Source organism: Trinickia camelliae, from assembly GCF_053525655.1.
On the sequence record NZ_JBCHAA010000021.1, the window covers coordinates 98,278 to 122,454 of the forward strand.

The 24,177-nt window shown below is 65.5% G+C and carries 22 protein-coding genes and 1 pseudogene; 10 read left to right on the forward strand and 13 right to left on the reverse strand.

Going from position 1 to position 24,177, the window contains the following annotated elements:
* Positions 1 to 2: 2 nt before the first annotated feature.
* The 4 genes from AAHK20_RS28940 to argS form a co-directional block, all read right to left on the reverse strand.
* On the reverse strand, positions 3 to 800 hold the full coding sequence (locus AAHK20_RS28940; RefSeq protein ID WP_449184928.1) for an SDR family oxidoreductase: 798 nt from the start codon (positions 798 to 800) through the stop codon (positions 3 to 5).
* Between the two features lie 19 nt (positions 801 to 819).
* Positions 820 to 1,458, reverse strand: a complete 639-nt coding sequence (locus tag AAHK20_RS28945) for a thiol:disulfide interchange protein DsbA/DsbL (RefSeq protein WP_449184929.1) — start codon at positions 1,456 to 1,458, stop codon at positions 820 to 822.
* Positions 1,459 to 1,599: 141 nt separating this feature from the next.
* Entirely contained in the window at positions 1,600 to 2,427 is an 828-nt protein-coding gene (locus AAHK20_RS28950) for an SPOR domain-containing protein (protein WP_449184930.1), read from the reverse strand.
* A gap of 61 nt (positions 2,428 to 2,488) precedes the next feature.
* Positions 2,489 to 4,273: an arginine--tRNA ligase gene (argS, locus tag AAHK20_RS28955; protein WP_449184931.1), complete on the reverse strand. Its 1,785-nt coding sequence runs from the start codon at positions 4,271 to 4,273 to the stop codon at positions 2,489 to 2,491.
* A gap of 333 nt (positions 4,274 to 4,606) precedes the next feature.
* Between argS and AAHK20_RS28960 the strand changes: the two genes are divergently transcribed.
* The gene (locus AAHK20_RS28960; protein WP_449184932.1) at positions 4,607 to 4,933 is read left to right on the forward strand and encodes a DUF1840 domain-containing protein; all 327 of its coding nucleotides are present in this window, start codon (positions 4,607 to 4,609) and stop codon (positions 4,931 to 4,933) included.
* 172 nt (positions 4,934 to 5,105) lie between these two features.
* Here the strand turns inward: AAHK20_RS28960 and AAHK20_RS28965 are convergent, their stop codons facing one another.
* From AAHK20_RS28965 to AAHK20_RS28990, 6 genes and pseudogenes are all read right to left on the reverse strand, one after another.
* Positions 5,106 to 5,309 (reverse strand): acid-shock protein, encoded by a 204-nt coding sequence (locus AAHK20_RS28965; RefSeq protein WP_449184933.1) that lies wholly within the window; start codon positions 5,307 to 5,309, stop codon positions 5,106 to 5,108.
* A 193-nt stretch (positions 5,310 to 5,502) separates the two neighbouring features.
* Positions 5,503 to 8,238: pseudogene (gene metH / locus AAHK20_RS28970) on the reverse strand (methionine synthase); the annotation flags it as partial.
* Between the two features lie 64 nt (positions 8,239 to 8,302).
* Complete coding sequence (locus tag AAHK20_RS28975) at positions 8,303 to 9,370, reverse strand: homocysteine S-methyltransferase family protein (RefSeq protein ID WP_449184934.1); 1,068 nt, start codon at positions 9,368 to 9,370, stop codon at positions 8,303 to 8,305.
* 225 nt (positions 9,371 to 9,595) lie between these two features.
* On the reverse strand, positions 9,596 to 9,853 hold the full coding sequence (locus AAHK20_RS28980; protein ID WP_137330888.1) for a BTH_I0359 family protein: 258 nt from the start codon (positions 9,851 to 9,853) through the stop codon (positions 9,596 to 9,598).
* 232 nt (positions 9,854 to 10,085) lie between these two features.
* Positions 10,086 to 11,294, reverse strand: a complete 1,209-nt coding sequence (locus AAHK20_RS28985) for a DUF3108 domain-containing protein (RefSeq protein WP_449184935.1) — start codon at positions 11,292 to 11,294, stop codon at positions 10,086 to 10,088.
* Positions 11,295 to 11,462: 168 nt separating this feature from the next.
* Complete coding sequence (locus AAHK20_RS28990) at positions 11,463 to 12,356, reverse strand: IclR family transcriptional regulator (RefSeq protein ID WP_449184936.1); 894 nt, start codon at positions 12,354 to 12,356, stop codon at positions 11,463 to 11,465.
* Between the two features lie 175 nt (positions 12,357 to 12,531).
* Between AAHK20_RS28990 and AAHK20_RS28995 the strand changes: the two genes are divergently transcribed.
* The 7 genes from AAHK20_RS28995 (at position 12,532) to rfaE2 (ending at position 19,860) form a co-directional block, all read left to right on the forward strand.
* Positions 12,532 to 13,524 carry a fumarylacetoacetate hydrolase family protein gene (locus tag AAHK20_RS28995; protein ID WP_449184937.1) on the forward strand — a complete coding sequence of 331 codons (993 nt, stop codon included), beginning with the start codon at positions 12,532 to 12,534 and terminating at the stop codon, positions 13,522 to 13,524.
* Between the two features lie 122 nt (positions 13,525 to 13,646).
* Positions 13,647 to 14,828: an ABC transporter substrate-binding protein gene (locus tag AAHK20_RS29000; RefSeq protein ID WP_449184938.1), complete on the forward strand. Its 1,182-nt coding sequence runs from the start codon at positions 13,647 to 13,649 to the stop codon at positions 14,826 to 14,828.
* 126 nt (positions 14,829 to 14,954) lie between these two features.
* Positions 14,955 to 15,779 carry an enoyl-CoA hydratase/isomerase family protein gene (locus tag AAHK20_RS29005; protein WP_449184939.1) on the forward strand — a complete coding sequence of 275 codons (825 nt, stop codon included), beginning with the start codon at positions 14,955 to 14,957 and terminating at the stop codon, positions 15,777 to 15,779.
* A gap of 146 nt (positions 15,780 to 15,925) precedes the next feature.
* Entirely contained in the window at positions 15,926 to 16,738 is an 813-nt protein-coding gene (locus AAHK20_RS29010; protein WP_449184940.1) for a PhaM family polyhydroxyalkanoate granule multifunctional regulatory protein, read from the forward strand.
* Between the two features lie 54 nt (positions 16,739 to 16,792).
* Positions 16,793 to 17,983, forward strand: coding sequence for a patatin-like phospholipase family protein (locus AAHK20_RS29015; protein ID WP_449184941.1), 1,191 nt, complete (start codon positions 16,793 to 16,795; stop codon positions 17,981 to 17,983).
* A gap of 435 nt (positions 17,984 to 18,418) precedes the next feature.
* Positions 18,419 to 19,294, forward strand: coding sequence for a ferritin family protein (locus AAHK20_RS29020; RefSeq protein ID WP_449184942.1), 876 nt, complete (start codon positions 18,419 to 18,421; stop codon positions 19,292 to 19,294).
* An 80-nt stretch (positions 19,295 to 19,374) separates the two neighbouring features.
* The gene (gene rfaE2, locus AAHK20_RS29025; protein WP_449184943.1) at positions 19,375 to 19,860 is read left to right on the forward strand and encodes a D-glycero-beta-D-manno-heptose 1-phosphate adenylyltransferase; all 486 of its coding nucleotides are present in this window, start codon (positions 19,375 to 19,377) and stop codon (positions 19,858 to 19,860) included.
* Between the two features lie 40 nt (positions 19,861 to 19,900).
* Here the strand turns inward: rfaE2 and AAHK20_RS29030 are convergent, their stop codons facing one another.
* The 3 genes from AAHK20_RS29030 to AAHK20_RS29040 all read right to left on the reverse strand — a co-directional run bounded on the left by AAHK20_RS29030 (position 19,901) and on the right by AAHK20_RS29040 (position 21,984).
* Entirely contained in the window at positions 19,901 to 20,140 is a 240-nt protein-coding gene (locus AAHK20_RS29030; protein ID WP_449184944.1) for a hypothetical protein, read from the reverse strand.
* A 110-nt stretch (positions 20,141 to 20,250) separates the two neighbouring features.
* On the reverse strand, positions 20,251 to 21,057 hold the full coding sequence (locus tag AAHK20_RS29035) for a type III pantothenate kinase (RefSeq protein ID WP_449184945.1): 807 nt from the start codon (positions 21,055 to 21,057) through the stop codon (positions 20,251 to 20,253).
* The gene (locus AAHK20_RS29040; RefSeq protein ID WP_449184946.1) at positions 21,058 to 21,984 is read right to left on the reverse strand and encodes a biotin--[acetyl-CoA-carboxylase] ligase; all 927 of its coding nucleotides are present in this window, start codon (positions 21,982 to 21,984) and stop codon (positions 21,058 to 21,060) included.
* A 95-nt stretch (positions 21,985 to 22,079) separates the two neighbouring features.
* Between AAHK20_RS29040 and AAHK20_RS29045 the strand changes: the two genes are divergently transcribed.
* On the forward strand, positions 22,080 to 23,213 hold the full coding sequence (locus AAHK20_RS29045; protein WP_449184947.1) for an MlaE family ABC transporter permease: 1,134 nt from the start codon (positions 22,080 to 22,082) through the stop codon (positions 23,211 to 23,213).
* Complete coding sequence (locus AAHK20_RS29050) at positions 23,210 to 24,088, forward strand: ABC transporter ATP-binding protein (RefSeq protein WP_449184948.1); 879 nt, start codon at positions 23,210 to 23,212, stop codon at positions 24,086 to 24,088. Before AAHK20_RS29045 ends, AAHK20_RS29050 begins: the two co-directional genes overlap by 4 nt.
* Positions 24,089 to 24,177 lie beyond the last annotated feature (89 nt).

The window sequence follows — 24,177 nt, forward strand, 5'->3', positions numbered from 1 at the left end:
CGCTACTCCGGGGCGTCCGAGACGTTGTTGGCGTCCGCCGCTCGCGGCTTGCGCGGCGCCTTTTCGAGCGCGCGGTCGTAGATCCAGCGCGGCAAGATGTGCAAGAGGAGCGCCGCGACGCGCATCTGCCACGGGAAGATCGCGAAGCGCGTCTTGCGCGCGATCGCATCGGCGGTCTTCGCGGCGAAGCGGTCGGCGTCCATCAGGAACGGCATCGGATACGGATTGTGCTCGGTCATCGGCGTACGGATGTAGCCGGGCGCGATCGTGACGACCGCCACGCCGCGCGGACGCATTTCGACGCGCAGCGACTCCAGATACTTGAACGCCGCCGCTTTCGACGCGCTATACGCGCCGGAGCCGGGCAGCCCGCGCACGCCCGCCACGCTCGCAATGCCGACGAGCGTCCCGCGCCGCTCATTGCGCATCCGTGCTGCGAACGGCTCGAACGTGGCGACCATGCCGAAGTAGTTGACGTCCATCACTTCGCGAAACGTGTCGAGGTCGCCGTGTCCGGTGATGACGCCTTTGCTGATCCCCGCATTGGCGATCACGACGTCGGGCATGCCGTGCTGGGCGATGAACTGCGCAGCCGCATCGGCGAGCGCGTCCGCGTCGCGCACGTCGGCGGGATAGATCGAGATGGAAGCTTGGGGGAAGCGTTGCGCAAATTCGGCGAGCTTGTCGCCGCGGCGCGCAACGAGGCCGAGAATTGCGCCGCGCCGCACGTATTCGGCGGCGAGCGCGAGGCCGATGCCGCTCGAGGCGCCGGTGATGAAGACCTTCAATGACGAATTCATGCCGGCGCCCTCGGGGGCATTACATCTTCTTCGCGCGGATTTGCGAGACGAGGTAGTCGAGCACCTGGATCGTGCCGGGCAGGCTGTTCGTGTCGGCCGGGCCGGTCTCGTACTTGCCTTGGACCGCGATCGTCGGCACGCCGTCGATCTTGTAGTCGGCGAGCTTTTGCTGATCGCGCTTCAACGCGCTCTCGGTCGAGAACGAGTTATAGGCGGCGAGGAACTTCTGCGTGTCGACGCCCTTCGTGGCGAGGAATTTGGCTTGATCCTGCGGCGTCAGCAGATAGTTCTTGTTGACGTGGATCTCGTTGAACACGGCCGGCGTCAGCTGGTTCGCGAGGCCGAGCGAATCGAGCGCGTAGTAGAGCTTCGAGTGGGGGATGAAGTCATCGCGGAACGCCACCGGCACGCGATTGAACACGACATCCGGGCCCTGCTTCTTGATCCACGCTTCGAGGTAGGGGTCGAATTCATTGCAGTGCGGGCAGCCGTACCAGAAGAACTCGGTGACTTCGATCTTGCCGGCCGGCACGTCGACGGGCTGCGGCGCCTTCAGCGTCGTGTAGTCCTTGCCGGCGACCGGAGCGGCCGGCGTCGCCTGGACGACGCCAGCGGCAAGGCCCAGGGAAAGAAAAAGGATACTGATCAGTTTTTTCATGTTGGTCCGTAAATGCGAGTGATCGTAAGCTGCCGCGCCTGTTGGGCGTGTCGCGCGTGATTTGCGACGGTGGCGGCTGCCAAACTCAGACTTTCGCCGCGCGCCATTGGTTCAGCGGCGCGCGGCGGGTGAAGCTTCCGGTTACTGCTTCGTGAAGCGGATGACGGCAGTGTCGACGCCTGCATCGGAGAGCCGCTGGCGCGCCGAATTCATGTCGTCGAACTTCGTGAACGGCCCGATGCGCACGCGGAAGTACGTGACGCCGCCCGCGTCGCGTTGCGACACTTTCGATTCGAACCCTTGGAACGCGAGGCGGGCGCGCTGCTGCTCGGCATCCGCTTCGGTCTTGTAGGCGCCCACTTGCAGGAAGTAGCCGGTGTTCACGTCGTTGTTCGCGGTCGCGGCGGCGGGCGAACCCGGCTTGGCGGCCGGCGCCGTCGGGCCGGCGCCTTGCGGCGCGCTGCTTGGCGGAGTGGCGCGCGCGGTGGCGGCCGGCGCGCTCGTCGACTGCGGCTTCTTCGCTTGCGCCGTGGCGCTGCTGCCGCCGTTGGACGGCTGCGGCGCGACGGCCACGCCGTTGTTCGCCGGCGGAACCTGGATGATCTCCGGCTCTTCGAGCATGCCCGATTGCGTCTGGTTGTTCGACTGCCCCGGCGCGGTGTTGGGCGGCGCGGGCTGGGCGGCCTGCGGCACCGGCTGGCCCGGCGTCTTGCCTTGCAGCGCGCGGTTCGGATCGTATTGCGCGCCGCTTGCCGCGCCGTTATCGGGGGCGGCGGGCGGGGCCACCTTCGCGACGAACGGCGTCGGCGCACGCGTGATGTAAAGCGCGACGACCACCGCAATCGCGAGACCGACGATCAGGCCCAGCACAATGCCAAGAAACGTGCCCCCGGACTGCTTCGACTGCTTTGACGTGCTGCGGCTTGACGAACTGCGGCTGGGTTTTGCCATCGTATGAATCACCTGCAAAGAGAAATCGGGACGACCGCCGATTATAACGACGGTCTATCGCACTTTATGGCGAGCAAGATCACATCTTGACGGGGGCGGACACGCCGATTGTCGCAAGACCGTTCTCGAGCACCTGGCGTGTCGCCGCGAGCAGCGCGAGGCGCGCTTCACGCACGTCCGCTTCGTCGACGAGAACGCGCTCGGCATTGTAGAACGAGTGAAATTCGCCTGCGAGGTCGCGCAAGTAGAACGCGATCGCGTGCGGCGCGAGTTCGTCGGCTGCGTGCGCGAGCGCGTCCGGGTACTCGGCGAGCTTTTGCAGGAGCGCCATGGCGCGCTCGCTCGTGAGCGCCGAGAGGTCGGCTTTCGGCAGGGCGGCTGCGTCGCTGCCGTAGCGCGACTTTGCTTCGGCCAGCACCGAGCAGATCCGCGCGTGCGCGTACTGCACGTAGTACACCGGGTTCTCGTCGTTCTGCTTGAGGGCGAGGTCGATATCGAACACGAACTCGGTGTCGGCTTTGCGCGAGATCAGGAAGAAGCGCACGGCGTCGCGGCCGCGCGTGATGGTCGCTTCGTCGATCAGGTCCGGCGACCTTTCCGTGCCGGGTTCCGCGCCGCCCGACCATTCGATCAGGTCGCGCACCGTCACATAGCTGCCCGCGCGCTTCGAGAGCTTCACTTCCTGGCCGTCGCGCATCACCGTGACCATCTTGTGGAGCACGTAGTCGGGGTAGCCCTGCGGAATGCCGACGCCGACCGCCTGCAGGCCCGCGCGTACCCGCGCGATCGTGCCGTGGTGGTCCGAGCCCTGGATGTTGATGACCTTCGTGAAGCCGCGCTCCCACTTCGTCACGTGGTAAGCGACGTCGGGCAGGAAGTAGGTGTAGGTGCCGTCGGACTTGCGCATCACGCGGTCTTTGTCGTCGCCGTCGTCGGTGGTGCGCAGCCACAGTGCACCGTCTTGCTCGAAGGTCTTGCCGGAGGCGAGCAGCGCCTCGACCGTCTTCTCGACGCGGCCGTCCTTGTACAGCGACGACTCGAGGTAGTACTGGTCGAACTTCACGCCGAGCGCCTGCAGGTCCTGGTCCTGCTCGCGGCGCAGGTAGGCGACGGCGAATTCGCGGATCGCTTCGAGGTTCTCGGGATCGCGCGCGCCGGTCACGGGCGCGCCGTCCTTCGCGGCGACCGTTTCGCCGTTCAGGTAGTCGTTGGCGATTTCGGCGATGTACTCGCCGTTGTAGGCCGCTTCGGGCCAGCCGGCGTCGCCGGGCTTGAGGCCGCGGGCGCGCGCCTGCGTCGAGACGGCGAGGTTCTGGATCTGCACGCCCGCGTCGTTGTAGTAGAACTCGCGGTGCACGTCGTAGCCCTGGCTTTCCATCACGTTCGCGAGGGAGTCGCCGAGTACGGCTTGGCGGCCGTGGCCGAGGTGGAGCGGGCCGGTCGGGTTCGCCGACACGAATTCGAGCAGCACGTGCTTGCCGGCATCGCGCTTGGAGCGGCCGAATGCGCGGCCCTCGGCGAACACGGCGCCGATCACCGCCTGCTTGGCGGCGGGCGTCAGGCGCAGGTTGATGAAACCCGGGCCCGCGATTTCGGCGGCTTCGATCAAGCCTTGCGCGCCGGGCTGCGCGAGCAGGGCATCGACGATCTGCTGCGCGAGCTGGCGCGGGTTCGCCTTCAGCGGCTTCGCGAGTTGCATCGCGACGTTGCAGGCGACGTCGCCGTGCGCGGCCGCTTTCGGGCGTTCGAGGGTGATCGAGGGGGCGGCGAAGGCGGCTTCGGTCGAACCTTGTACCTGGGTTGCGGCCTGCTTCACGCTGTCGGCGAGCAGGGTTTCGAGAGTGTGTTTTTGTGCGGGCAGCATGCTGGTCCGTTGAAGTCGAGTGAGGGGTCCGGTCGGGCGGACCTGAGTGCGGCGGCGTCGGATCGGATGGGCGTTCGACGTGTGGAGCGCCGATCCGGTTCTATGTAAGCGCTGAACGCGGGCGCTTGCGCCTTGCGTTGCCGGCTACCGGCCCGCAAGAGCGGGTGGTAGCGCGCTTTTTTCGAGCTAGGCAGATTTTAGCAGGTGCTAATATGTCCAAATAGCGCGACGGCTGAACCTGTCGGTCGGCGCATGCCCCGTCCAGCGGGGCGCGAGGAGGATTCGACCATCCACCGTCGCATGAGTCGATCAAAACGAAAAAGGGAGTTGATTATGTTGGTTACTTTCAAATGCCATGCCGCACCTGACGTGATCATGCTGGAAAATCTCGCGCAGTATCTCGTCGGCATCCTCGGCAAGCAGCTCGGCAAGCGCGGCGTGATCACGCATGACGAAATGGGCACGGCGATCTCGAAGCTCGAGGCCGCGATCGTCACCGACAAGAAGGATCGCGCCGAGCACGAAGGCCACTACCATGAAGGCGAAGACGGGCATTTGCATCACGAGCTGCCCGTCGGTCTCGCGCAGCGCGCGTTCCCGTTCCTCGACATGCTGCGCGCTGCGCAGAAGGAAAACGTCGACATACTGTGGGGCGTTTGACGAGGGCGGCGGGCGGATCGGTCCAGGCCGGTGCGTCGAGCGTCTGCCCGCTGTCGGCCGAATGACCGGCCGCGCGCCTCTCGTGACTGAATGAGAAAGAGCCCGCTGCAAGCGGGCTCTTTCGTTTCCGACACCTGGCGATATTCCGATTCGCCGCAGCGCGCCATCACCGTTACTGGCTGGCGCCCGCCGGTGCCGCCATCTCGGAGCTGGCGCCTTTGGGCTTCTTCGCCTTCTTCGGCTTCTTGTGATGTTCTTCCTTCGGGGCCGAGTAGGAGCTCGTCGCGCTGGCTTCGGACGCTCCGCCCTGAGCCCAAACGACCGACGATCCCCCCACCATCGACAGCGCTACACACAGCAACGTCAGCTTCTTCATACGATTTTCTCCGCAACGATTGAAGTAAAGGCCGAAGGACGCGCGACGCGGCGGCGTACCCGGCCTCAGGTGCTACCGTTCGCTAGTTTAGAAAGCTGAAAATAAGGCCGCTGAAAATCTTCGTAATAACAAAAACCGACCCCTGACCTATAGCCATGGGCTTTTTGGCGGGCATTGGCCCGCCCGCCGAGCCTTACAGCAAAGGCGCCAGGGCGCGCTCGGCGTCGGTCGTCGACAGCGCCATCCGCTGCGCAAAGTCGTCGAGCTGGTCGCGGCCGATCTTGCCCACCGAGAAATACGTGCTGTCCGGATGCGCCATGTAGAAGCCCGACACGCTCGCCGCCGGCAGCATCGCGAGCGATTCGGTCACGCTCATGCCGATCTCACCGGCTTGCAGCACATCGAACATATCGCGCTTCACGAGGTGATCGGGGCACGCCGGGTAGCCCGGCGCCGGACGGACGCCGCTGTACTTTTCGGCGATCAGCGCGTCGTTGTCGAGCGTTTCGCTGGCCGCGTAGCCCCACAGGTCGCGCCGCACGCGCGCGTGCATCGCCTCGGCGAAGGCTTCGGCGAAACGGTCGGCAAGCGCCTTGAGCATGATCGCGCTGTAGTCGTCGTGATCGGCTTCGAACTGCTTTTCCTTCACGTCGACGCCGAGGCCCGCGGTCACGGCGAACATGCCGATGTAGTCGGCGACGCCCGAATCCTTCGGCGCGATGAAGTCGGCGAGCGACCGGTTCGGCCGCATCACGCCGTCCACCACCGGACGCACGCTTTGCTGGCGCAGGTTCCGCCACGTGAGCGCGACTTTAGAGCGGGTATCGTCGGTGTAGATCTCGATGTCGTCATCGTTCACCGTGTTCGCCGGCAGCAGGGCAATCACGCCGTTCGCGGTGAGCCAGCGGCCCTGGATCAGCCGCGCGAGCATCGACTTCGCATCGGAAAACACGCGCCGCGCCGATTCGCCGACGATCTCGTCGTTCAGGATAGCGGGGTAGGGGCCGGCCAAGTCCCAGGTCTGGAAGAAGGGGCCCCAGTCGATGTAGTTCGCGAGCTCATTGAGATCGTAGTTCTTGAACACGCGGCGGCCGATGAACTTCGGCTTCACCGGCTGGTAGCCGGCCCAATCGATCTTCGTCTTATTGGCGCGGGCTTCCGCCAGCGTGACCATCGGCAGCGCCTTCTTGTTCGCGTGCTGATCGCGAATGCGGTCGTAGTCGGCCTTGAGGTCGTCGAGATACTTCGCGGCGCCTTGGTCGGACAGCAGGCTCGACGCCACAGACACCGAGCGCGATGCATCCGGCACATACACCACCGGGCCTTCGTAGTTCGGCGCGATCTTGACGGCGGTATGCACCCGCGACGTGGTCGCGCCGCCGATCAAGAGCGGAATCTTCTTCACGCGGAAGTAGTCGTCGCGCTGCATTTCAGCGGCGACGTAGGCCATTTCCTCGAGGCTCGGCGTGATGAGGCCAGAGAGACCGATGATGTCCGCGCCTTCGACCTTCGCTTTCGCGAGGATCTCGTTGCACGGCACCATCACGCCCATGTTGACCACTTCGAAGTTGTTGCACTGGAGCACTACCGACACGATGTTCTTGCCGATGTCGTGCACGTCGCCCTTCACGGTGGCGATGACGATCTTGCCTTTGGCGCGCACGTCGCCGCCCGCTGCCGCGAGCTGCCGCTTCTCTTCCTCGATGAACGGGATCAGGTGCGCAACCGCTTGCTTCATCACGCGCGCCGACTTCACGACTTGCGGCAGGAACATCTTGCCCTGCCCGAACAGGTCGCCGACGATGTTCATGCCGTCCATCAGCGGGCCTTCGATCACGTTGATCGGGCGGCCGCCATCGGCTGCAATCTTCGCGCGCGCTTCCTCGGTATCGTCGACGATGAAGTTCGTGATGCCGTGCACGAGCGCATGCGCGAGGCGCTTCTCGACCGGCTGGTTGCGCCACTCGAGGTTCTCTTCTTTCTTTGCAGCCCCGGTCTTGAACTTGTCGGCAACTTCGAGCAGACGGTCGGTGGCGTCGTCGCGGCGGTTCAGGATCACGTCCTCGACGCGGTCGCGCAGCTCGGAGTCGAGGTCCGCATAGACGCCGAGCTGGCCGGCGTTGACGATGCCCATGTCCATCCCCGCTTGAATCGCGTAGTAGAGGAACACGGTATGGATCGCTTCGCGCACCGGGTCGTTGCCGCGAAACGAGAACGACACGTTCGACACCCCGCCGCTCACCTTCGCGTAAGGCAGGTTCTGCTTGATCCAGCGCGTCGCTTCGATGAAGTCGACCGCATAGTTGTTGTGCTCTTCGATGCCGGTCGCGACCGCGAAGATGTTCGGATCGAAGATGATGTCTTCGGGCGGAAAGCCCACTTCGTTGACGAGGAAGTCGTACGAGCGCTTACAGATCTCGGTCTTGCGCGCGAAGGTGTCGGCCTGGCCTTGCTCGTCGAACGCCATCACGACGGCGGCGGCGCCATAGCGGCGAATCAGGTTCGCATGGTGCCGAAACGCCGCTTCGCCTTCCTTGAGCGAGATCGAATTGACGATCGCCTTGCCCTGCACGCACTTCAAGCCCGCTTCGATCACTTCCCACTTCGACGAGTCGATCATGATCGGCACGCGCGCGATGTCCGGCTCCGATGCGATCAGATTCATGAAGCGCTCCATCGCCGCTTTCGAATCGAGCATCGCTTCGTCCATGTTGACGTCGATGACCTGCGCGCCGTTCTCGACCTGCTGGCGCGCGACGGCGAGCGCCTCGTCGAACTGGCCGTTGAGGATCATGCGCGCGAATGCCTTCGAGCCGGTCACGTTCGTGCGTTCGCCGACGTTGATGAAGAGCGTTCCGGAAGTGACGTTGAACGGCTCGAGGCCGGACAGGCGCATCGTGTGATCGGTCATGGCGAGTGCGTTTCTAAAGAGGTTTCGTGTGGCGCGGAACGGTTCGAACCGGGCTCGGGTTCAGGCGGCGTTCAAGTGACGCTCAAGCCGCGTCGCGATACTGGCTCGGCCACTTGCGCGGCTTCACTTCGGCGAGCGCTTTCGCGATGGCCGCGATGTGGTCGGGCGTCGTGCCGCAGCACCCGCCCGCAATATTCACGAGCCCCGCCGACGCAAACTCCTTGAGTAAGCCCGAGGTGACATCGGGCGTTTCATCGAAGCCCGTGTCGCTCATCGGATTCGGTAAGCCCGCGTTCGGATAGCACGACACATACGCGTCGCAGAGCTTCGACAATTCGGCGATGTACGGCCGCATCAGCGCCGCGCCGAGCGCGCAGTTCAGGCCGAACGTGAGCGGCTTCGCGTGACGCAGCGAATTCCAGAACGCTTCGACCGTCTGCCCCGACAGAATGCGGCCCGAGGCATCGGTGACGGTGCCCGAGATCATGATCGGCAGGCGCTCGCCGGTGTCTTCGAAGAGCTCGTCCAATGCGAACAGGGCGGCCTTGGCGTTCAGCGTGTCGAAGATCGTTTCGACGAGGAACAAGTCGGCGCCCCCGTCGAGCAACGCCTTCGCCTGCTCGTAGTAGGCCGCGCGCAATTCGTCGAACGTGATGTTGCGCGCGCCCGGATCGTTGACGTCGGGCGAGATGCTCGCCGTCTTCGGCGTCGGTCCGATCGCGCCCGCGACGAAGCGGGGTTTGTCCGGCGTCGAGTATTTGTCGCACGCGGCGCGCGCGAGCTTCGCCGACTCGACGTTCATTTCGATCGCGAGCGATTCTATGCCGTAGTCGGCTTGCGCGACCGTGGTCGCGCCGAAGGTGTTGGTCTCGATGATGTCCGCGCCCGCCGCGAGATACTGCTCGTGAATCTCGCTGATGATCTGCGGCTGCGTGAGCGACAGCAGCTCGTTGTTGCCCTTGATGTCGCGGCCGTAGTCTTTGAAGCGCTCGCCGCGATACGCGGCTTCGTCGAGCTTGTAGCGCTGGATCATCGTGCCCATTGCGCCGTCGAGAATCAGGATGCGCGATTCGAGCAGTGCGGGCAGCGCCGCGCCGCGCGTGTAGCGCGTCGTGCGTGGAGCGGCGGCGGTGGAGGCAGGCTGGTTCATGTCAAACGAGGGCTTGCGCCGGCATGTACGGGAAGTCTGACATTGTAGCGGTTGCGAGCCGTGCCGGCTGGCGCGGGGCCGCCATGGCCGCGCGCGGCGGCCCCTCGGGGACGGTCGCGCAGAAAAGAAAAACCCCGTTCAGCAACGAACGGGGTTTCGGTTGCGGCCGCCATGCTTGGCCGCCTGATTGTGAGATACGTGCGCGACGTACCTTGGCAATGCACCTTAGTGGAGCACCACCGGCTGGTTCATCAGACTGTCAAACTGCCCCAGAAACTCATCGACTTCATCAAGCGACGGCTCTTCCTCGATCAAACGTTGAACGTGCTCGCGAAAGCGAGCGGCCATTGCGCCTTCGATAAAAATTTCACGCTGCGCGTTCTTGTCGACGATCTCATAGCCACCCGCCCGCATTGCGAGATGGCCGTCCTGCGGCGGAAATTCGACGACGCAGTAGTTCGGGCTGTTGTAGATCATTTGCATGGCGACACTCCTTATTCCGGTTGGCTCCTGGCCTTTCTGCCGCCTACATGGAGCAGGTAGTGTGGAATTTCAAGGGGTGGGCCCGGCACGACTTTGCAAATTTTTCCGGGCCTGAAAGTTAGACCGGGGTTCTGCGAATCGTTCGTGAGGCGTCTCAAAAGAACTCGGTCAGCCTCAGTTGGCCTCTCGTTGCTTGCTGCTCAACGGTCAGCCGAGGATGGCGCGGGCTCGATCAAGGCTTCTCGTGGGTGAAGGCCACACCGCTGTTCGCAGAAGTCTCCGGGCTGACCGTACTGTTCGCATCATCCGTGCCTTGCATATCTTGTGTGTTGGCGGTGCCCGCTTCGGCGAGCTTGCCGCGCCACAGCAGTTCGAACTGCGTGCCGTTCGGTTCCGTTTGCAGGATGCGCACCGGCAGCCAGCCGAGCGACGGCGCGAGCCACACGTCGATGCGCCGCTTGTCGCCGTCCTGGCGCGGCAGGCGCATGAAGTGGCGGGCGGCGACGAAGCCGCCACGCGTGTGGACTGTTTCGTCTCCGATCGTCGTGATTGGCCAGATCTGTCCGCTGTCGTTGTCCGCCACGTAGAACTGGCGGGTGACGCCTGGCTGATACGTGTTCGGGTCGCCGCGCACGAGGCTCGCAAGCTGCATCACGAGACTGAAGCGGTCCTGCGCGCCGTCGGGGAGTGCGAGCGTGGCCGGTGTCTTCGTGAACGCGATTTGTTTCGTCGTGTGATTGAAGATCGTCACGTCTTCGGGGCGGCGCCCGCGTTTTTCGATGTATTGCTCGGGGGCGAGACCGAAGGCGTCGACACGGCCGTGGCTCGAATAAGAGAACGTGCCGACGAACGGCAGCGGTATCGATACCACCATCTCGTAACTCTGGCCGTCGCTCGACCAGTGGATCGTGCCCGCCTGATTTTGCACGCCGTTGTAGAACGTGTCGTAGTTCAGCTCGCCCGATGGCGGGACCGAGAACTTGACGCCCGGGCTTGGCTGAGCGGCCACTGCGTTGCTTGGGTGGGCGTTGCTCGCGGCGGTGGCGCTGGCGGCCGTTCCGACGGCGGGAGCGCTTGCTGCGGGGGTATCCGATGCCGCCGCTGTCGTGGTGGCTTTCGGTGTCGCGTCCGGACGGACTGCGCTCAGCACATGCTCGCCCGCCGGGCGCGGCTTGCTCGCGTGCGCGACGGGCGCTGGACGCGGCGCTTCGCTCGCGGGTTTGCGCTCGATGCGCTGCGGTGTCAGCAGTGCGACTTGAACCGGGGCATGGGCCTCGTCCGTCGCGTTGAAGGTGTCGCGATGACGCTCGAACCACTCACCCGCCACCCAGTGCATCGCGAGCACCGCAACGAGCACCGCGGCCCAGCGCCAGCCGCGCGGCGACGGCACGCGAGGCTCGCGCGCAGCGACGGTATCGGGCTTGGTGAGAGTGGACGACATGGAAACCGGCAGTTTTTACTGAAATCGATTGGAGCGTGGGTGCTGGAAGATTCGGCGTGCAGCGCCTAGGCTAGCGCGCCTCTTGAACATAGCAGGATAGCGAACGGGTTCGACTGCGCGCGGAACGGCGATGTTCCTCTCGCGCAAAACGCGGACCCGCGCTGGCGGCTACCGTGGCGTCGGACTATACCCGAGTTCATACGACAGTTTCTTCGCGCAGGCATGCAGCTCCACGGCGATTTCGCCTTCCCAGCGGATATCGAACACGCCTTCGTGCCCGAGCGCGATCAAGCCGAGCGCGAGGTCGCCCTCGGCATCGAACACCGGCACGCAGAAGGCGTGGATCGTCGGCAGCAACATGCCTTCGACGCGCGCGCCTTCGTGCTCGCGCACTTCGGCCAGCGCGCGCTCGACCTCCTCGGCCGTGCGCGGACCGTTGCCATACGCCGTGTGCCGCGAATCCGCGAGTTCGCGCTCGATCATCGCGTCGGTTTTGCTGCGCGGCAAATACGCAGCGAAGAGGAGGCCGGTCGCGGAACCGAGCAGCGGCATCACGTCGCCGAGCTTCAGCGACGCCTTGGCCGGATGGCTCGATTCGGTCCAGTGCACGACGGTCGGCCCCTGGTTGCCCCACACCGCGATGCCCAGGGTCTGGTCGAGCCGATCGCGAAGTTCGGCGAGCGCGAGGCGCGCGAGCTTCACGCCGTCGACGCGCGCAAGACGCGCCAGCCCCATCTGCAGCGCGAAGCCGCCGAGTTCATAGCGCCCGGACACCGGATCTTGCGCGACCACGCCGAGCCGCTGGAAGCTCACCAGATACCGATGCGCTTTTGCCGGGCTCATTCCCGCGCGTTGCGCGAGGTCGCGCAGCATCATCGCGCGCGGTTCGTGGGTGAGCACGTCGAGCAGACGAAAACCGACTTCGATCGATTGGATCCCTGAGCGGACTTTTTCTTCGGCGCTTTCGTCGGCGGACTCGACGAGGTCGTCGTCGGCCGGATCGGTTGCGGAGGATGGGTCGAGCGTGGCTTTGGCGGTGCCGAGGCGGGCGGAAGCGGACATGAGCGGGGCGCGCAGGCGCGGAAGTGGAGCGGAAGCGGGGCGTTGATAAGTCGAAAGCGAGTCAGGCGAGCGTCGCACGTCAATCGTACGAAATGTCTGAGCGGCTTTGGCCCCACGGATTCACCATCGTAAAATAGATTCCCTCTATCGTCACTACAACCGCCCCAATCCTCCTATGAAACTTGCCACGCTGAAGGACGGCTCGCGCGACGGCCAACTGATCGTCGTCTCCCGCGACTTGCGCACTGCCGCCATTGCCGACGCGATCGCGCCGACGCTGCAGCGCGCGCTCGAGGACTGGCCGTTCTACGCGCCGCAACTCCTCGATCTGTACGACGCGCTGAACCAGGGCCGCGCGCGCAACACGTTCGCGTTCGATGCGAAGGATTGCATGGCGCCGCTGCCGCGCGCGTTCCAGTGGGCCGACGGCTCGGCCTACGTGAACCACGTCGAGCTCGTGCGGCGCGCACGCGGCGCCGAGATGCCGCCCGAGTTCTGGACCGATCCGCTGATGTACCACGGCGGCAGCGACGATTTCATCGGCCCGAAGGACGACATCGTCTGCGCATCGGAGGCGTTCGGCATCGACTTCGAAGCGGAAGTCGCGGTGATCACGTCCGATGTGCCGATGGGCGCGACGCCCGAGCAGGCGCTAAAGGGCGTGCGGCTCCTGATGCTCGTCAACGACGTGTCGCTGCGCAACCTGATCCCGGCCGAGCTTGCCAAGGGCTTCGGCTTCTTCCAAAGCAAGCCGGCGACGTCGTTCTCGCCGGTCGCCGTGACGCCCGACGAGCTCGGCGAGCATTGGCGCGAAGGGCGCGTGCATCGTCCGATGATCGTTCACTGGAACGACAAGAAAGTCGGTCAGCCCGAAGCGGGCGTCGACATGGTCTTCCACTTCGGCCAACTGATCGCGCATGTGGCGAAGACTCGCAATGTGCGCGCGGGGTCGATCGTCGGCTCGGGCACGGTCTCGAACAAGGACGCCAAGCGCGGCTACTGCTGCATCGCCGAGAAGCGCTGTCTCGAGACGATCGAGCACGGCGCGGCGCAGACCGAGTTCATGAAGTACGGCGACACCGTGAAGATCGAGATGTTCGACGAAGCGGGCAAGTCGATCTTCGGTTCGATCGAGCAGTCGGTCGCGCCGCTGGACGGCGCAGGCTGAGCGCTGGCGGCGCGCGCCCTTGGTTAAACTTGGGCGCCCGCCGCAACACTAGGCAATACCCAGCAATACCAAGCATTTCCAAGCCGTTCCACGCAATAACAACGATGAAACAGGAGACTGGGATGCAACGATTCCCCTCGGTAGCGCTTGGCCTTCCGCGCTTTGCCATTCGATGCGCGGCCGCTGCCGCGCTGCTGACGCCGGCGCTCGCGCTCGCTCAAGTGAAGATCGGCCTCGTACTGTCGCTGACGGGGCCGGCCGCATCGCTAGGCATTCCCGCACGCGATACGGCGCTGATGCTGCCTCGCGAAATCGCCGGTCAGAAAATCGAGTACATCGTGCTCGACGATGCGTCGGACACCACACAAGCCGTGCAGGACACGCAAAAACTGATCTCCGAGCAGCACGTCGACGCGATCATCGGTTCGTCGACGACGCCCAACACGCTCGCGATGCTCGACACGGTAGCGAGCGGCGAGACGCCCGCGATCTCGCTCGCCTCGTCGGCGAAGATCATCGAGCCCGTCGACGCCAAACGCCACTGGATGTTCAAGACGCCGCAAACCGACGCGATGATGGCCTCGGCGATCGCCGAGCACGCAAGCAACCACGGCGTGAGGACGATCGCCTACATCGGCCAGGCCGACGCGCTCGGCGAGACGTTCTACGCCGAAGTCGTGAAGTTTGCGCAGATCCATCACATCGAGATCGTGGCGAACGAGCGCTTCAACCGCACCGATCCGAGCGTGACGGGCCAGGTGCTCAAGATCATGGCGGCGAAGCCCGACGCGGTCGTGGTCGGCGCGGCCGGCACGCCTGCCGCGCTGCCGCCGAAGACGCTCGTCCAGCGCGGCTACAAGGGCACGATCTATCACAACCACGGCGTCGGCAATAACGACTTCCTGCGCGTGTGCGGCGCCGATTGCAACGGCACGTTCCTGCCCGCGAGCCCCGTGCTCGTCGCCGCGCAACTCCCCGGCGATCATCCTTCGAAGCGCATCGCGCTCGACTACGTCGCGCGTTTCGAAGCGCAGCACGGCGCGGGCAGCGTGTCGGCGTTCGGCGCGTACACGTGGGACGCGGGGATGCTGCTCGCCAACGCGATCCCGGTGGCGGCGAAGAGCGGCGCGCCCGGCACGCCGGCGTTCCGCCACGCGCTGCGCGACGCGCTCGAAGCGACGCGCGGGCTCGCCGACACAAATGGCGTCGTCAACATGAGCGCGACCGATCACCTCGGGCTCGATCAACGCGCCCGCGTGATGGTGGAGATCGTCAACGGCAAGTGGGTGTACCAGGCGAGGTGAGCGCCGCGCCGCTCTCGGCACCTTCCGCGCTTTCCGTACGCTCCGCAGGCAATTCTCATCGACATTCGATTAACGCCTACCATGCATTCATCGACACCCGGTCGCAGCGACCCAATGGACACGGCCATGAACGACGCCCCCTTCGCCCACTACAAGTCATTGCGCCTGCGCCGGCATCCGCACGGCATCCTCGAAATCGTGATGAGCGGCGAGGGCGCGAACAAGAGCAACCTCGCCACCGCCGACGAGCAGATGCACCGCGAGCTCGCCGAGATCTGGCGCGACGTCGACCGCGATCCCGAGACGCGCGTCGCCGTGATTCGCGGCGAGGGCAAGGGCTTTTCGGCGGGCGGCGACCTAAACCTCGTCGAGCAGATGGCGACGCACTTCGACGTGCGCGCGCGCGTCTGGCGCGAGGCGCGCGACCTCGTCTACAACGTGATCAATTGCGGCAAGCCGATCGTATCGGCGATGCATGGGCCGGCGGTCGGGGCCGGGCTGGTCGCGGGGCTGCTCGCGGACATTTCGATCGCCGCGAAGAGCGCGCGCATCATCGACGGTCACACGCGCCTGGGCGTCGCGGCCGGCGACCACGCCGCGATCGTCTGGCCGCTTTTGTGCGGGATGGCGAAGGCGAAGTACTACCTGATGCTGTGCGAGCCGGTGAGCGGCGAGGAAGCGGAGCGCATCGGGCTCGTATCGCTCGCGGTCGACGACAACGATCTGCTGCCGAAGGCGTTCGAAGTCGCGACCAAGCTCGCGAACGGCTCGCAAACCGCGGTCCGCTGGACCAAGTACGCGCTGAACAACTGGCTGCGCATGGCGGGCCCGTCGTTCGATACGTCGCTGGCGCTCGAATTCATGGGCTTTTCGGGTCCGGACGTGCACGAAGGCGTGCGTTCGCTGCGTGAGCGCCGCGCGCCCGACTTTCCGGGCGGCGATCCGTTCTGAGCGTTCCGGCGCGAAGCGCGGTTGGCGCCGGAGTGTCGCTTGCGCAAGGTATGATCGATCGAGTCGCTTGGACGTTTTCAGTTTTACATCGGGTGGGAGTAAGCGCTAAAGCGCTAACTCCCACCGTCAAAAAGGGAGATACGCAAATGACCGACAACGCCGGCGCCATGCCGCCCTTTCCCGGTTTCCCGGGTTTTCCGCCCGCCGAGATGCTCGACAAGATGTGGGACATGATGCGTCTCACCCCGTTCGGCTCCGCGTTTCCGGGCATGCAGCCCGGCGCTGCGCAGGGGTTTTCGCCGTCGCTGTCCGCGATGTCGGACCTGATGTCTCCGCTCATGAACGTCGAAGAGCTCGACAAGCGCATCACCGACATGCGCGCAGTCGAGCAGTGGCTCAAGCTCAATCTGAACATGCTGCAATCGGCGATCCAGGCGCTCGAGGTGCAGCGCGCGACGCTCTCGACGCTGCGCGCGTTTGGCTCGTTCGCTCAGGCGTCGATGGCGCAGGCGGCTCAGGATGCCCAAGGCGCGGCGGCGAAGGCTGCGGAGACGGCGTCGTGGGCGCGGCCGTCCGCGGCGGCGCCGGATGCGCAGCCCGACGCGAAGGCGAACAAAGCGGACGCGCCCAAAGAAGAGTCCGCCGCCGACGGCGCACCGGGTGCGGCGTCGTTCGATCCGTCCGGCTGGTGGAATCTGCTGCAAACGCAGTTCAATCAGCTCGCGCAGTTCGCGATGGCGCAGCCTGGCGCGGCGCCGGGTGCCGAGCACGCCGAGGCGTCGGACGTGGCCGAATTCGCCAAGGATACCGAGCAGGAAGCGCAGGCTGCCGCGAAGGCGGCCACCGGCAAGACGGCGGCCGAGTCCGACAAGCCGGCGGCAACCAAGCGGCCGGCGGCGAAGCGCGCCGCGCCCAAGTCCGGCGCCAAGGCAGCGGGCACGCCGCCCGACGACAAATAAGCACGGCGGGGGCCATGTGATCGGAGCCGGCGCCAGCCTTTCGATTGATCAATCGTGCGGCTCGCGCTCGTCCTGATGGGCGGCGGCGCCCGCGCCGCTTATCAGGTCGGGGCGCTCAAGGCGCTCGCCGAAATCGCCCGCGGCGTCGATCCGGCGCGCCGCGCGACGCCTTTCACCATCATCTGCGGCACGTCGGCGGGCGCGATCAATGCGACATCGATCGCCAGTCACGCCGACGATTTCAAGCACGGCGCCGACCGCCTGATCGAGTTCTGGTCGAATATCCGCGCGCGCCAGGTGTATCGCACCGACTGGCCGGGCGTCGCGGCCGCCGGCGCGCGCTGGCTGGCCGCGATGAGCTTCGGCTGGGCCGTGCGCCGCTCGCCGCGCGCGCTCTTCGACAACGCGCCGCTTGCGCATCTGCTGCGCGGCGCGCTCAGCTTCCATCGCATCGAGCAGATGCTCGACACGCGCGCGCTGCATGCGCTGTCGATCACGGCGCTCAGCTATTCGACCGGCCGGCATCTGACCTTCTACCAAGCGGACGAGCCGATTCACGCGTGGCGGCGCGCCCAGCGCACGGCGCGGATGGTCGCGCTCGATTCGGCGCATTTGCTGGCTTCATCCGCGATTCCGTTCATTTTCCCGGCGGTGCCGCTCGATCTCGACGGCCAGACCGAATTTTTCGGTGACGGCTCGATTCGCCAGATCGCGCCGCTTTCCCCGGCGATCCACTTCGGCGCGGACCGCATCGTCGTGCTCGGCGCGGCTGCGCCGCGTCCCGAGGTGCCGGCGGCGGCCGGTGTCGAAAGCGGCTACCCGTCACTCGCGCAGATCGGACAGCAGGTGCTGGCGAGCGTCTTCCTCGATTCGATCGGCGCCGATATCGAACGGATCGAGCACATCAACGCCATGGTTCGGCATCTGCCGCATCAGGTGGAGCCGGAAAGCGGCTGGCGTCACGTCGACGTCCTGGCGATCGCGCCATCCGAGCGCATCGAAGTGATCGCCGCGCGCCACTTGAAACGGCTGCCGCTGACGGTGCGCGGTCTGTTGGGCGCGGTCGGCGGCAATCGTGCGGCGGGCGCGGCGTTTGCTAGCTATCTGTTGTTCGAGGCCGAATTCGCGCGCGAGCTGATCGAACTGGGCTACCGGGATACGCTCGCGAGCCGCGACCCGCTGGCGCAATGGATCGAGACGGCCGAGCACGCGGGCGGCAATGGCGGCGGTCGAAGCGAGCACTGACTTAAGGCCGGAAATTGCACCCGGCAACCGCGCCCAGCACGGCCGAGCGCCTTTGGGCGCAAGGCCGGCGTGCTATTATTGCGAAAGCTCTTGGCCCGTTGGCGTGCATTGATAAAACCCGTCCGGCAGCCCGCTTGAGGCAGCCGGTCGCGCCGCCGTTCAACGGTCGCCGCTTGGCGCCCACAATACGCAGCCGGCAACGCAAAGCCGGCGCTATCACAAGTACAAGGCATTCCGCACCGTGATTTGTGCCTGTCTGCGCGAAGTGTCCGCTTCGTGCAACGGGGCAAAGGGTCGCGGAGGCTTCTTCGGACGTCATGCGTCCGACGGCTCAATTACCGCGTAAAATTGAAATCTTGGCTGCAATGGCGGGTGGATTGGCTCGTTTGCAGCAACAGTTAAGAACAGGCGAATGTGCAGATCAGGGGTGGGACGATGAACACCATGCTTTATCCGGAACTTTATAAATCGCTCGAATCGGTCCGATGGGACATGGAGAAGGACATCCCCTGGGATACGTTCGACGCGTCGCTGTTGACCGACGAGCAGGCGGCGACGATCAAGATGAACGCGATCACCGAGTGGTCCGCGTTGCCCGCAACGGAAATGTTCCTGCGCGACAATCATCACGACAGCGATTTTTCGGCATTCATGAGCGTGTGGTTCTTCGAAGAGCAGAAGCATTCGCTCGTGCTGATGGAATACCTGCGCCGCTTCAAGCCCGAGATGGTGCCGACCGAAGCGGAGCTGCACGCGGTGCGCTTCGAGTTCGATCCGGCGCCGCCGCTCGAAACGCTGATGCTGCACTTCTGCGGCGAAATCCGCCTCAATCACTGGTATCGCCGTGCCGCTGAATGGCACACCGAGCCGGTCATCAAGCACATTTATGAGACGATCTCGCGCGATGAAGCGCGTCATGGCGGCGCGTACCTGCGCTACATGAAGAAGGCGATGGGCAATTTCGGCGACGTCGCGCGCGCGGCGTTCGCGAAGATCGGCGTGCTGATGGCGTCGGCGCGCCGCACCGAAAAGCCGCTGCACCCCACGAATCTGCACGTGAACCAGGCGCTGTTCCCGCGCGATACGATCCAGTCGCGCCTGCCCGATCCCGAGTGGCTCGAGCGCTGGCTCGACGAGCAAATCCGTTTCGACGACGGCTGGGAGAAGAAGGTGGTCGAGCGCATTCTGCACAACATGTCGCTCTTGTTCGAGCGCACGTTTACGACGGCGCAGGAACTGAACCGCTATCGCAAGGAGGTCGTGGCGCGCCTGCAGACCGAACAAGGTTCGGCGCAACAGCAGCCCGCTTAAGGTTTCATAGTAAAAAGCCCGCCGGATTACTCCGGCGGGCTTTTTTTATCGGCCATCCTCGATTTCATTTTTCTCCTACCATGCCCGCCACTTTCGAACGCAAGCTCGTCACGCGTGAAGCGCTCGTTCAGCTTCGCGCGACGCTCAAGGGGCCCGTCGTCTTCACGAACGGCGTTTTCGACATCCTGCATCGCGGGCACGTCACCTATCTGGCGGACGCCAAGGCGCTTGGCGCGTGTCTGATCGTCGGGGTGAACAGCGATGCGTCGGTGCGGATGCTCGGCAAGGGCGACGATCGTCCCATCAATCAGCAGGACGACCGCATGGCGCTGCTGGCGGCGCTGGAGAGCGTCGACTGGGTGGTGCGATTCGACGAGAAGACCCCGGTCGAGCTGATCGAGGCGGTGCGCCCCGACGTGCTAGTGAAGGGCGGCGACTACGACATGGACGCGCTGCCGGAATCGGCGCTCGTGCGCGGCTGGGGCGGCAAGGCGCTCGCGATTCCGTTCGAGCACGCGCGTTCGACGACCGCTCTGCTCAAGAAAGTGCGGACGTTCGGTAACTAGGGCCAGCGCAAGCCCGTTATTAGCGTGAACAGGCCCTCGCTTATTGCGTGAGCGTCGACGCCTGAACCGGCGCGACCGGAGCCGGGCCACCGACGACGGCCTGATCCGTCGCATCGGCCGCCGCGATCGGCGTCACCGTCAGCCAGTCGGGATGAATCTGCCGGTTCAGATGGCTCGGCTCGCGCTCGCCGGAAGCGGGCAAGGCGCCGAGCAAGCCGCTCGCGAGCACGAACGCGAGCAGGTTGGCGAGAACGAGAATGGCGATCAGCCAGCGCAACATCGTGGGGTTCTCCTTCAAGTTCAAGTCAGTGAGACTTACAGTGGCTCGGCGTTGTACGTTGAGCCGCGCTAGCCACATCACACGCGAAACCGAAACGGTCACGCCCGCACTCACAGATCATCGCCTGCCGCCGCGATCAGCGCGAGCCCGGACAGCACGAGAGCGTCATGCCGCGTATGCGGCACCGAAAGCGCGAGCGCGATTTCATCGGCCGCGCCGCCGCTCAGCACGAGCCGCACTGGCGTGCTCCACGCCTCGCTCAATTCGCGCCACGCGCGTTCGATCAACCCTGCCTGCGCGAGCAGGCACCCCGCCGACAAGGCATGCGGCGTATCGGTGGCGAACCAGTCGCGCTCGCTTTTGCCGTCGATGAGACTGCGTGCGGATTGAGCCGAGAGCGTCGGCAACTGCGCCGTGTGCTGCCCGAGGGAATGCATCATCAGCGACCAGCCCGGCGCGATCAGGCCGCCCGCAAACACACCGTCGGCGCGCAAGGCTTCGAGTGTCGTCGCCGTGCCGAGCGTCGCGATCAGCAGCGGCTCGCCCGGAAACGCCGCGCGCGCGCCGATCATCCCGGCCCAGCGATCGCTGCCGAGCCGCTCGGGCTCCGCGTAGCTGTTCGTGACGCCGCATTGCGCTCGGGCCGAGCGGATCGTCGTGCGCGGCAGGTCCGGCCAATGCAGGTCGATCAGCGCTGCGATCCGCGCGGCGACGGCATCGCCGGCCACGTTCGAGATCCACGCGCTGCCGGGCGCCGGCAGCGACGGCCACGCGGGCACGTCGGCAAGCGCCGCATCCGCAGACGCCGACTCGTGCGCAAACACGCCGCTTTGCGTCAGCGCACCGCTCTCATCGGCGAGCGCCCACTTGACCCGGCTGTTGCCCGCGTCGATCAGCAGGAACGGTGCGCCGCCCATCTAGGCGTTCTCCGCGAGACGCAGCGAGACGTCGCCCGTTGCGATCGGCCGCACGCCGTCGGCGGTGTCGAGCAGAAGCTGGCCCAGTGCGTCGACGCCGAGCGCGATGCCGCGCGCCACTTCGACGCCTTGTTCGAGCAGCACGACTTCGCGCCCCGCGTAGGCGTGATACGCCGCCCAGCGCTCGGCAAACGGTGCGAATCCTTCTGACGAAAATCGCGCGAGCGCGCCATCGAGCGCGTTGAGCGCGGCGACGAACGTATCGGTGAGATTGGCGCCGGGCCACGCTTGCGAGAGCGCCGCAGGCTGTGTCGCGCGCGCCTGAGCCGCTACGCCCGATTGCAGCGCATCGACTTGCGCGGCGAGCGCCTCGGCGCCTTTGAGGTTGATGCCCGCGCCGATCACGACGGCGCTCGCATCAGGCGTGCTCCAAGCGGTTTCGATCAGGATGCCCGCGAGCTTGCCGCCGTCGAGCAAGAGATCGTTCGGCCACTTCAGCGCGACCTGATTTGCCTCGCCATCGCCTTCGAGCGGCAGCGTGCGCAAGCCCTCGACCAGCGCGGTGCCGATGGCAAGGCTCAATCCCGCGAGCCCTTCGAGCGGCCGCGGCAGCACACAGCCCAGCGATAGCATCAGCGCGTTGCCCGGTTCGCCGAACCACGAGCGTCCTTGGCGTCCGCGGCCGGCGGTCTGGCGATACGCAACGCGCACGGTCGGCACGCGCAGCGCGAACGCGTCGCGCGGGAGGCCCTTCAATTCCGCCATCAAGTCGGCATTGGTCGAACCGGTTTCGTCGACGATCTCGATCGTCCAGTTGCGCACGGCGGGCGCGAAGCGTTCGGCGGCGCGTTCGCGGTCGATGCGCCAGGCGCCGCCGGCCCCGGCGGACGCGCCGCTCGAAGCAAATTGGGTGTGGGTGTCATTCATGAGGCGTATTGTAGCCACAGGGTGCGACCTGACGGCCCAAGCACAGCGGCTTCGCTACAATGGTCGCTGTCCCTTTTTATATCGATGCCCGATCCTTGAACTTCGATACCCCACCGGGCCTGCGCGTCGATACCGGCACTGCGGGCAAGATCATCCGGCTGTCCGGACAGTGGACGGCGCTGGCGCTCGCGCGCGATCGCGATCGCGGCAAGGGCGCCATGGCGCGTCTGCGCGCGCAACAGGATCCGGGGCGCGGCCAATGGGACTTGTTGGCGATCGAGCGGATGGATCACGTGGGCGGTCAGGCGCTATGGAGCGTGTGGGGGCGCAAGCTCCCCGAGCGCGTCGAACTCACCGATACGCAGCGCGACATCTTCGATCGCATCGCCTTGCTCGACAGCCAGCGCGAGGAGGCGGAGCCGGTCGAGCGCACCGATCCCATCACGCGCATGGGGCTTTCGATCTTCGCGTTCTTCGAGCATTTGCAGGGCGGCGTTGCGCTGTTCGGCCGCGTCGTGCTCGATTTGATCTCGGTGGCGAAGAAGCCGAAGACCATGCCGTGGACCGAGATCTCAGCGAACATCTATAGCACCGGCACGCAGGCGCTGCCGATCACCGCGCTCGTCGCGTTTCTGATCGGCATCGTGCTCTCCTACTTGTCGGCGCAGCAGCTGCGCCTCTTCGGCGCTAACCAGTACATCGTCAACATCCTCGGGCTGTCGGTGATCCGCGAACTCGGGCCGGTGCTCTCGGCGATTCTCGTCGCGGGCCGTTCGGGCTCGGCGATCACCGCGCAGATCGGTGTGATGCGCGTCACCGAGGAACTCGACGCAATGCGCGTGATGGGCATCCCGCACGGCCTGCGCATCATCCTGCCGCGCGTGATCGCGCTCGGCGTGGCGATGCCGCTGCTCGTCATGTGGACCAACATCGTCGCGCTCGCGGGCGGCGCGCTCGCTGCGAAGATCGTGCTCGGCATCGACGTGTCGTACTTCGCGCGTGCGCTGCCGGGCGTGGTGCCGATCGCGAACCTGTGGATCGGGCTCGGCAAGGGCGTCGCGTTCGGCATGCTGATCGCGATCGTCGCGTGTCATTTCGGTTTCCGGATCAAGGCGAACTCGCAGAGCCTGGGCGAGGGCACGACGACCTCGGTCGTCACGTCGATCACGGTCGTGATACTCGCCGACGCCGTGTTCGCGATTCTCTTTCAGAACGTGGGGCTCGGATGATCGCACCGCTCGCATCCGCCGTTCGCAACCAGCCGCCGCCTTGCATCGCCGAGCCGGTGATCGAAGTGAGCGATCTGACCAAGCGCTACGGCCGCAACATCATTCACGAGAACCTCAATTTCGACGTGCGGCGCGGCGAGGTCGTGTCGATCGTCGGCGGCTCGGGGTCGGGCAAGACGACGCTCGTGCGCCAGATCCTCGGCCTCGAGAGTCCGACCTCCGGCACGATCAAGGTGTTCGGCGAAGACATCTCGAAGATCGACCCGGACGAAGCGCATGTGATGCGCAGCCGCTCCGGCATGCTGTTTCAGCAGGGCGCGCTGTTCTCGTCGCTCACGGTGTTCGACAACATCGCGCAGCCGATTCGCGAACTCGGCAAGGTGCCCGACGGGCTGCTGCGCGACATCGTCATGCTCAAGCTCGAGATGGTCGGCCTGCCGTGCAAGCATGCGTCGAAGATGCCGGCCGCGCTTTCGGGCGGCATGATCAAGCGCGCCGGCATTGCGCGCGCGCTCGCGCTCGAACCGGAGCTGCTGTTTCTCGACGAGCCGACCGCGGGGCTCGATCCGCGCGCGTCGGATGAATTCGTCGAGCTGATCGCGACGCTCCATCGCGCGCTTGGCCTCACCGTCGTGATGGTCACGCACGATCTCGACACGATGGTCGCGCTGTCGAGCCGGGTCGCCGTGATCGCCGATCGCAAGGTGCTCGTGGCGGCGCCGGTCGAAGAAGCGGCCAGCGTCGACCACCCGTTCATCAAGGAATACTTTCTCGGTCTGCGCGGCCGCCGCGCGCTGCAGGCGCTGCCGCCCGAACGCCGCGCGAAGCTGCCGCCGGCCGCGCTCGAGCCCGCATCGGCGGAAGTGCCGCTGTGAGCGGCTGGGATGCGTCGGCGCGCTGAGCTTGGCTGACGGCGAAGCCGCTGAGAAAACCGAAAACGCAATACCGCAGGACTGTGCAAATC

What these genes read in the sequence shown, in the direction of transcription:
- AAHK20_RS28980 (WP_137330888.1), bottom strand. Translation starts at nt 9,853, where the DNA reads ATGCAAATGATCTACAACAGCCCGAACTACTGCGTCGTCGAATTTCCG.
- AAHK20_RS29035 (WP_449184945.1), bottom strand. Translation starts at nt 21,057, where the DNA reads ATGGGCGGCGCACCGTTCCTGCTGATCGACGCGGGCAACAGCCGGGTC.
- rfaE2 (WP_449184943.1), top strand. Translation starts at nt 19,375, where the DNA reads ATGCCCGCCACTTTCGAACGCAAGCTCGTCACGCGTGAAGCGCTCGTT.
- AAHK20_RS28940 (WP_449184928.1), bottom strand. Translation starts at nt 800, where the DNA reads ATGAATTCGTCATTGAAGGTCTTCATCACCGGCGCCTCGAGCGGCATC.
- AAHK20_RS28985 (WP_449184935.1), bottom strand. Translation starts at nt 11,294, where the DNA reads ATGTCGTCCACTCTCACCAAGCCCGATACCGTCGCTGCGCGCGAGCCT.
- AAHK20_RS28960 (WP_449184932.1), top strand. Translation starts at nt 4,607, where the DNA reads ATGTTGGTTACTTTCAAATGCCATGCCGCACCTGACGTGATCATGCTG.
- AAHK20_RS28990 (WP_449184936.1), bottom strand. Translation starts at nt 12,356, where the DNA reads ATGTCCGCTTCCGCCCGCCTCGGCACCGCCAAAGCCACGCTCGACCCA.
- argS (WP_449184931.1), bottom strand. Translation starts at nt 4,273, where the DNA reads ATGCTGCCCGCACAAAAACACACTCTCGAAACCCTGCTCGCCGACAGC.
- AAHK20_RS29040 (WP_449184946.1), bottom strand. Translation starts at nt 21,984, where the DNA reads ATGAATGACACCCACACCCAATTTGCTTCGAGCGGCGCGTCCGCCGGG.
- AAHK20_RS28975 (WP_449184934.1), bottom strand. Translation starts at nt 9,370, where the DNA reads ATGAACCAGCCTGCCTCCACCGCCGCCGCTCCACGCACGACGCGCTAC.
- AAHK20_RS28965 (WP_449184933.1), bottom strand. Translation starts at nt 5,309, where the DNA reads ATGAAGAAGCTGACGTTGCTGTGTGTAGCGCTGTCGATGGTGGGGGGA.
- AAHK20_RS29020 (WP_449184942.1), top strand. Translation starts at nt 18,419, where the DNA reads ATGAACACCATGCTTTATCCGGAACTTTATAAATCGCTCGAATCGGTC.
- AAHK20_RS29005 (WP_449184939.1), top strand. Translation starts at nt 14,955, where the DNA reads ATGAACGACGCCCCCTTCGCCCACTACAAGTCATTGCGCCTGCGCCGG.
- AAHK20_RS29000 (WP_449184938.1), top strand. Translation starts at nt 13,647, where the DNA reads ATGCAACGATTCCCCTCGGTAGCGCTTGGCCTTCCGCGCTTTGCCATT.
- AAHK20_RS29050 (WP_449184948.1), top strand. Translation starts at nt 23,210, where the DNA reads ATGATCGCACCGCTCGCATCCGCCGTTCGCAACCAGCCGCCGCCTTGC.
- AAHK20_RS29030 (WP_449184944.1), bottom strand. Translation starts at nt 20,140, where the DNA reads ATGTTGCGCTGGCTGATCGCCATTCTCGTTCTCGCCAACCTGCTCGCG.
- AAHK20_RS29010 (WP_449184940.1), top strand. Translation starts at nt 15,926, where the DNA reads ATGACCGACAACGCCGGCGCCATGCCGCCCTTTCCCGGTTTCCCGGGT.
- AAHK20_RS28995 (WP_449184937.1), top strand. Translation starts at nt 12,532, where the DNA reads ATGAAACTTGCCACGCTGAAGGACGGCTCGCGCGACGGCCAACTGATC.
- AAHK20_RS28945 (WP_449184929.1), bottom strand. Translation starts at nt 1,458, where the DNA reads ATGAAAAAACTGATCAGTATCCTTTTTCTTTCCCTGGGCCTTGCCGCT.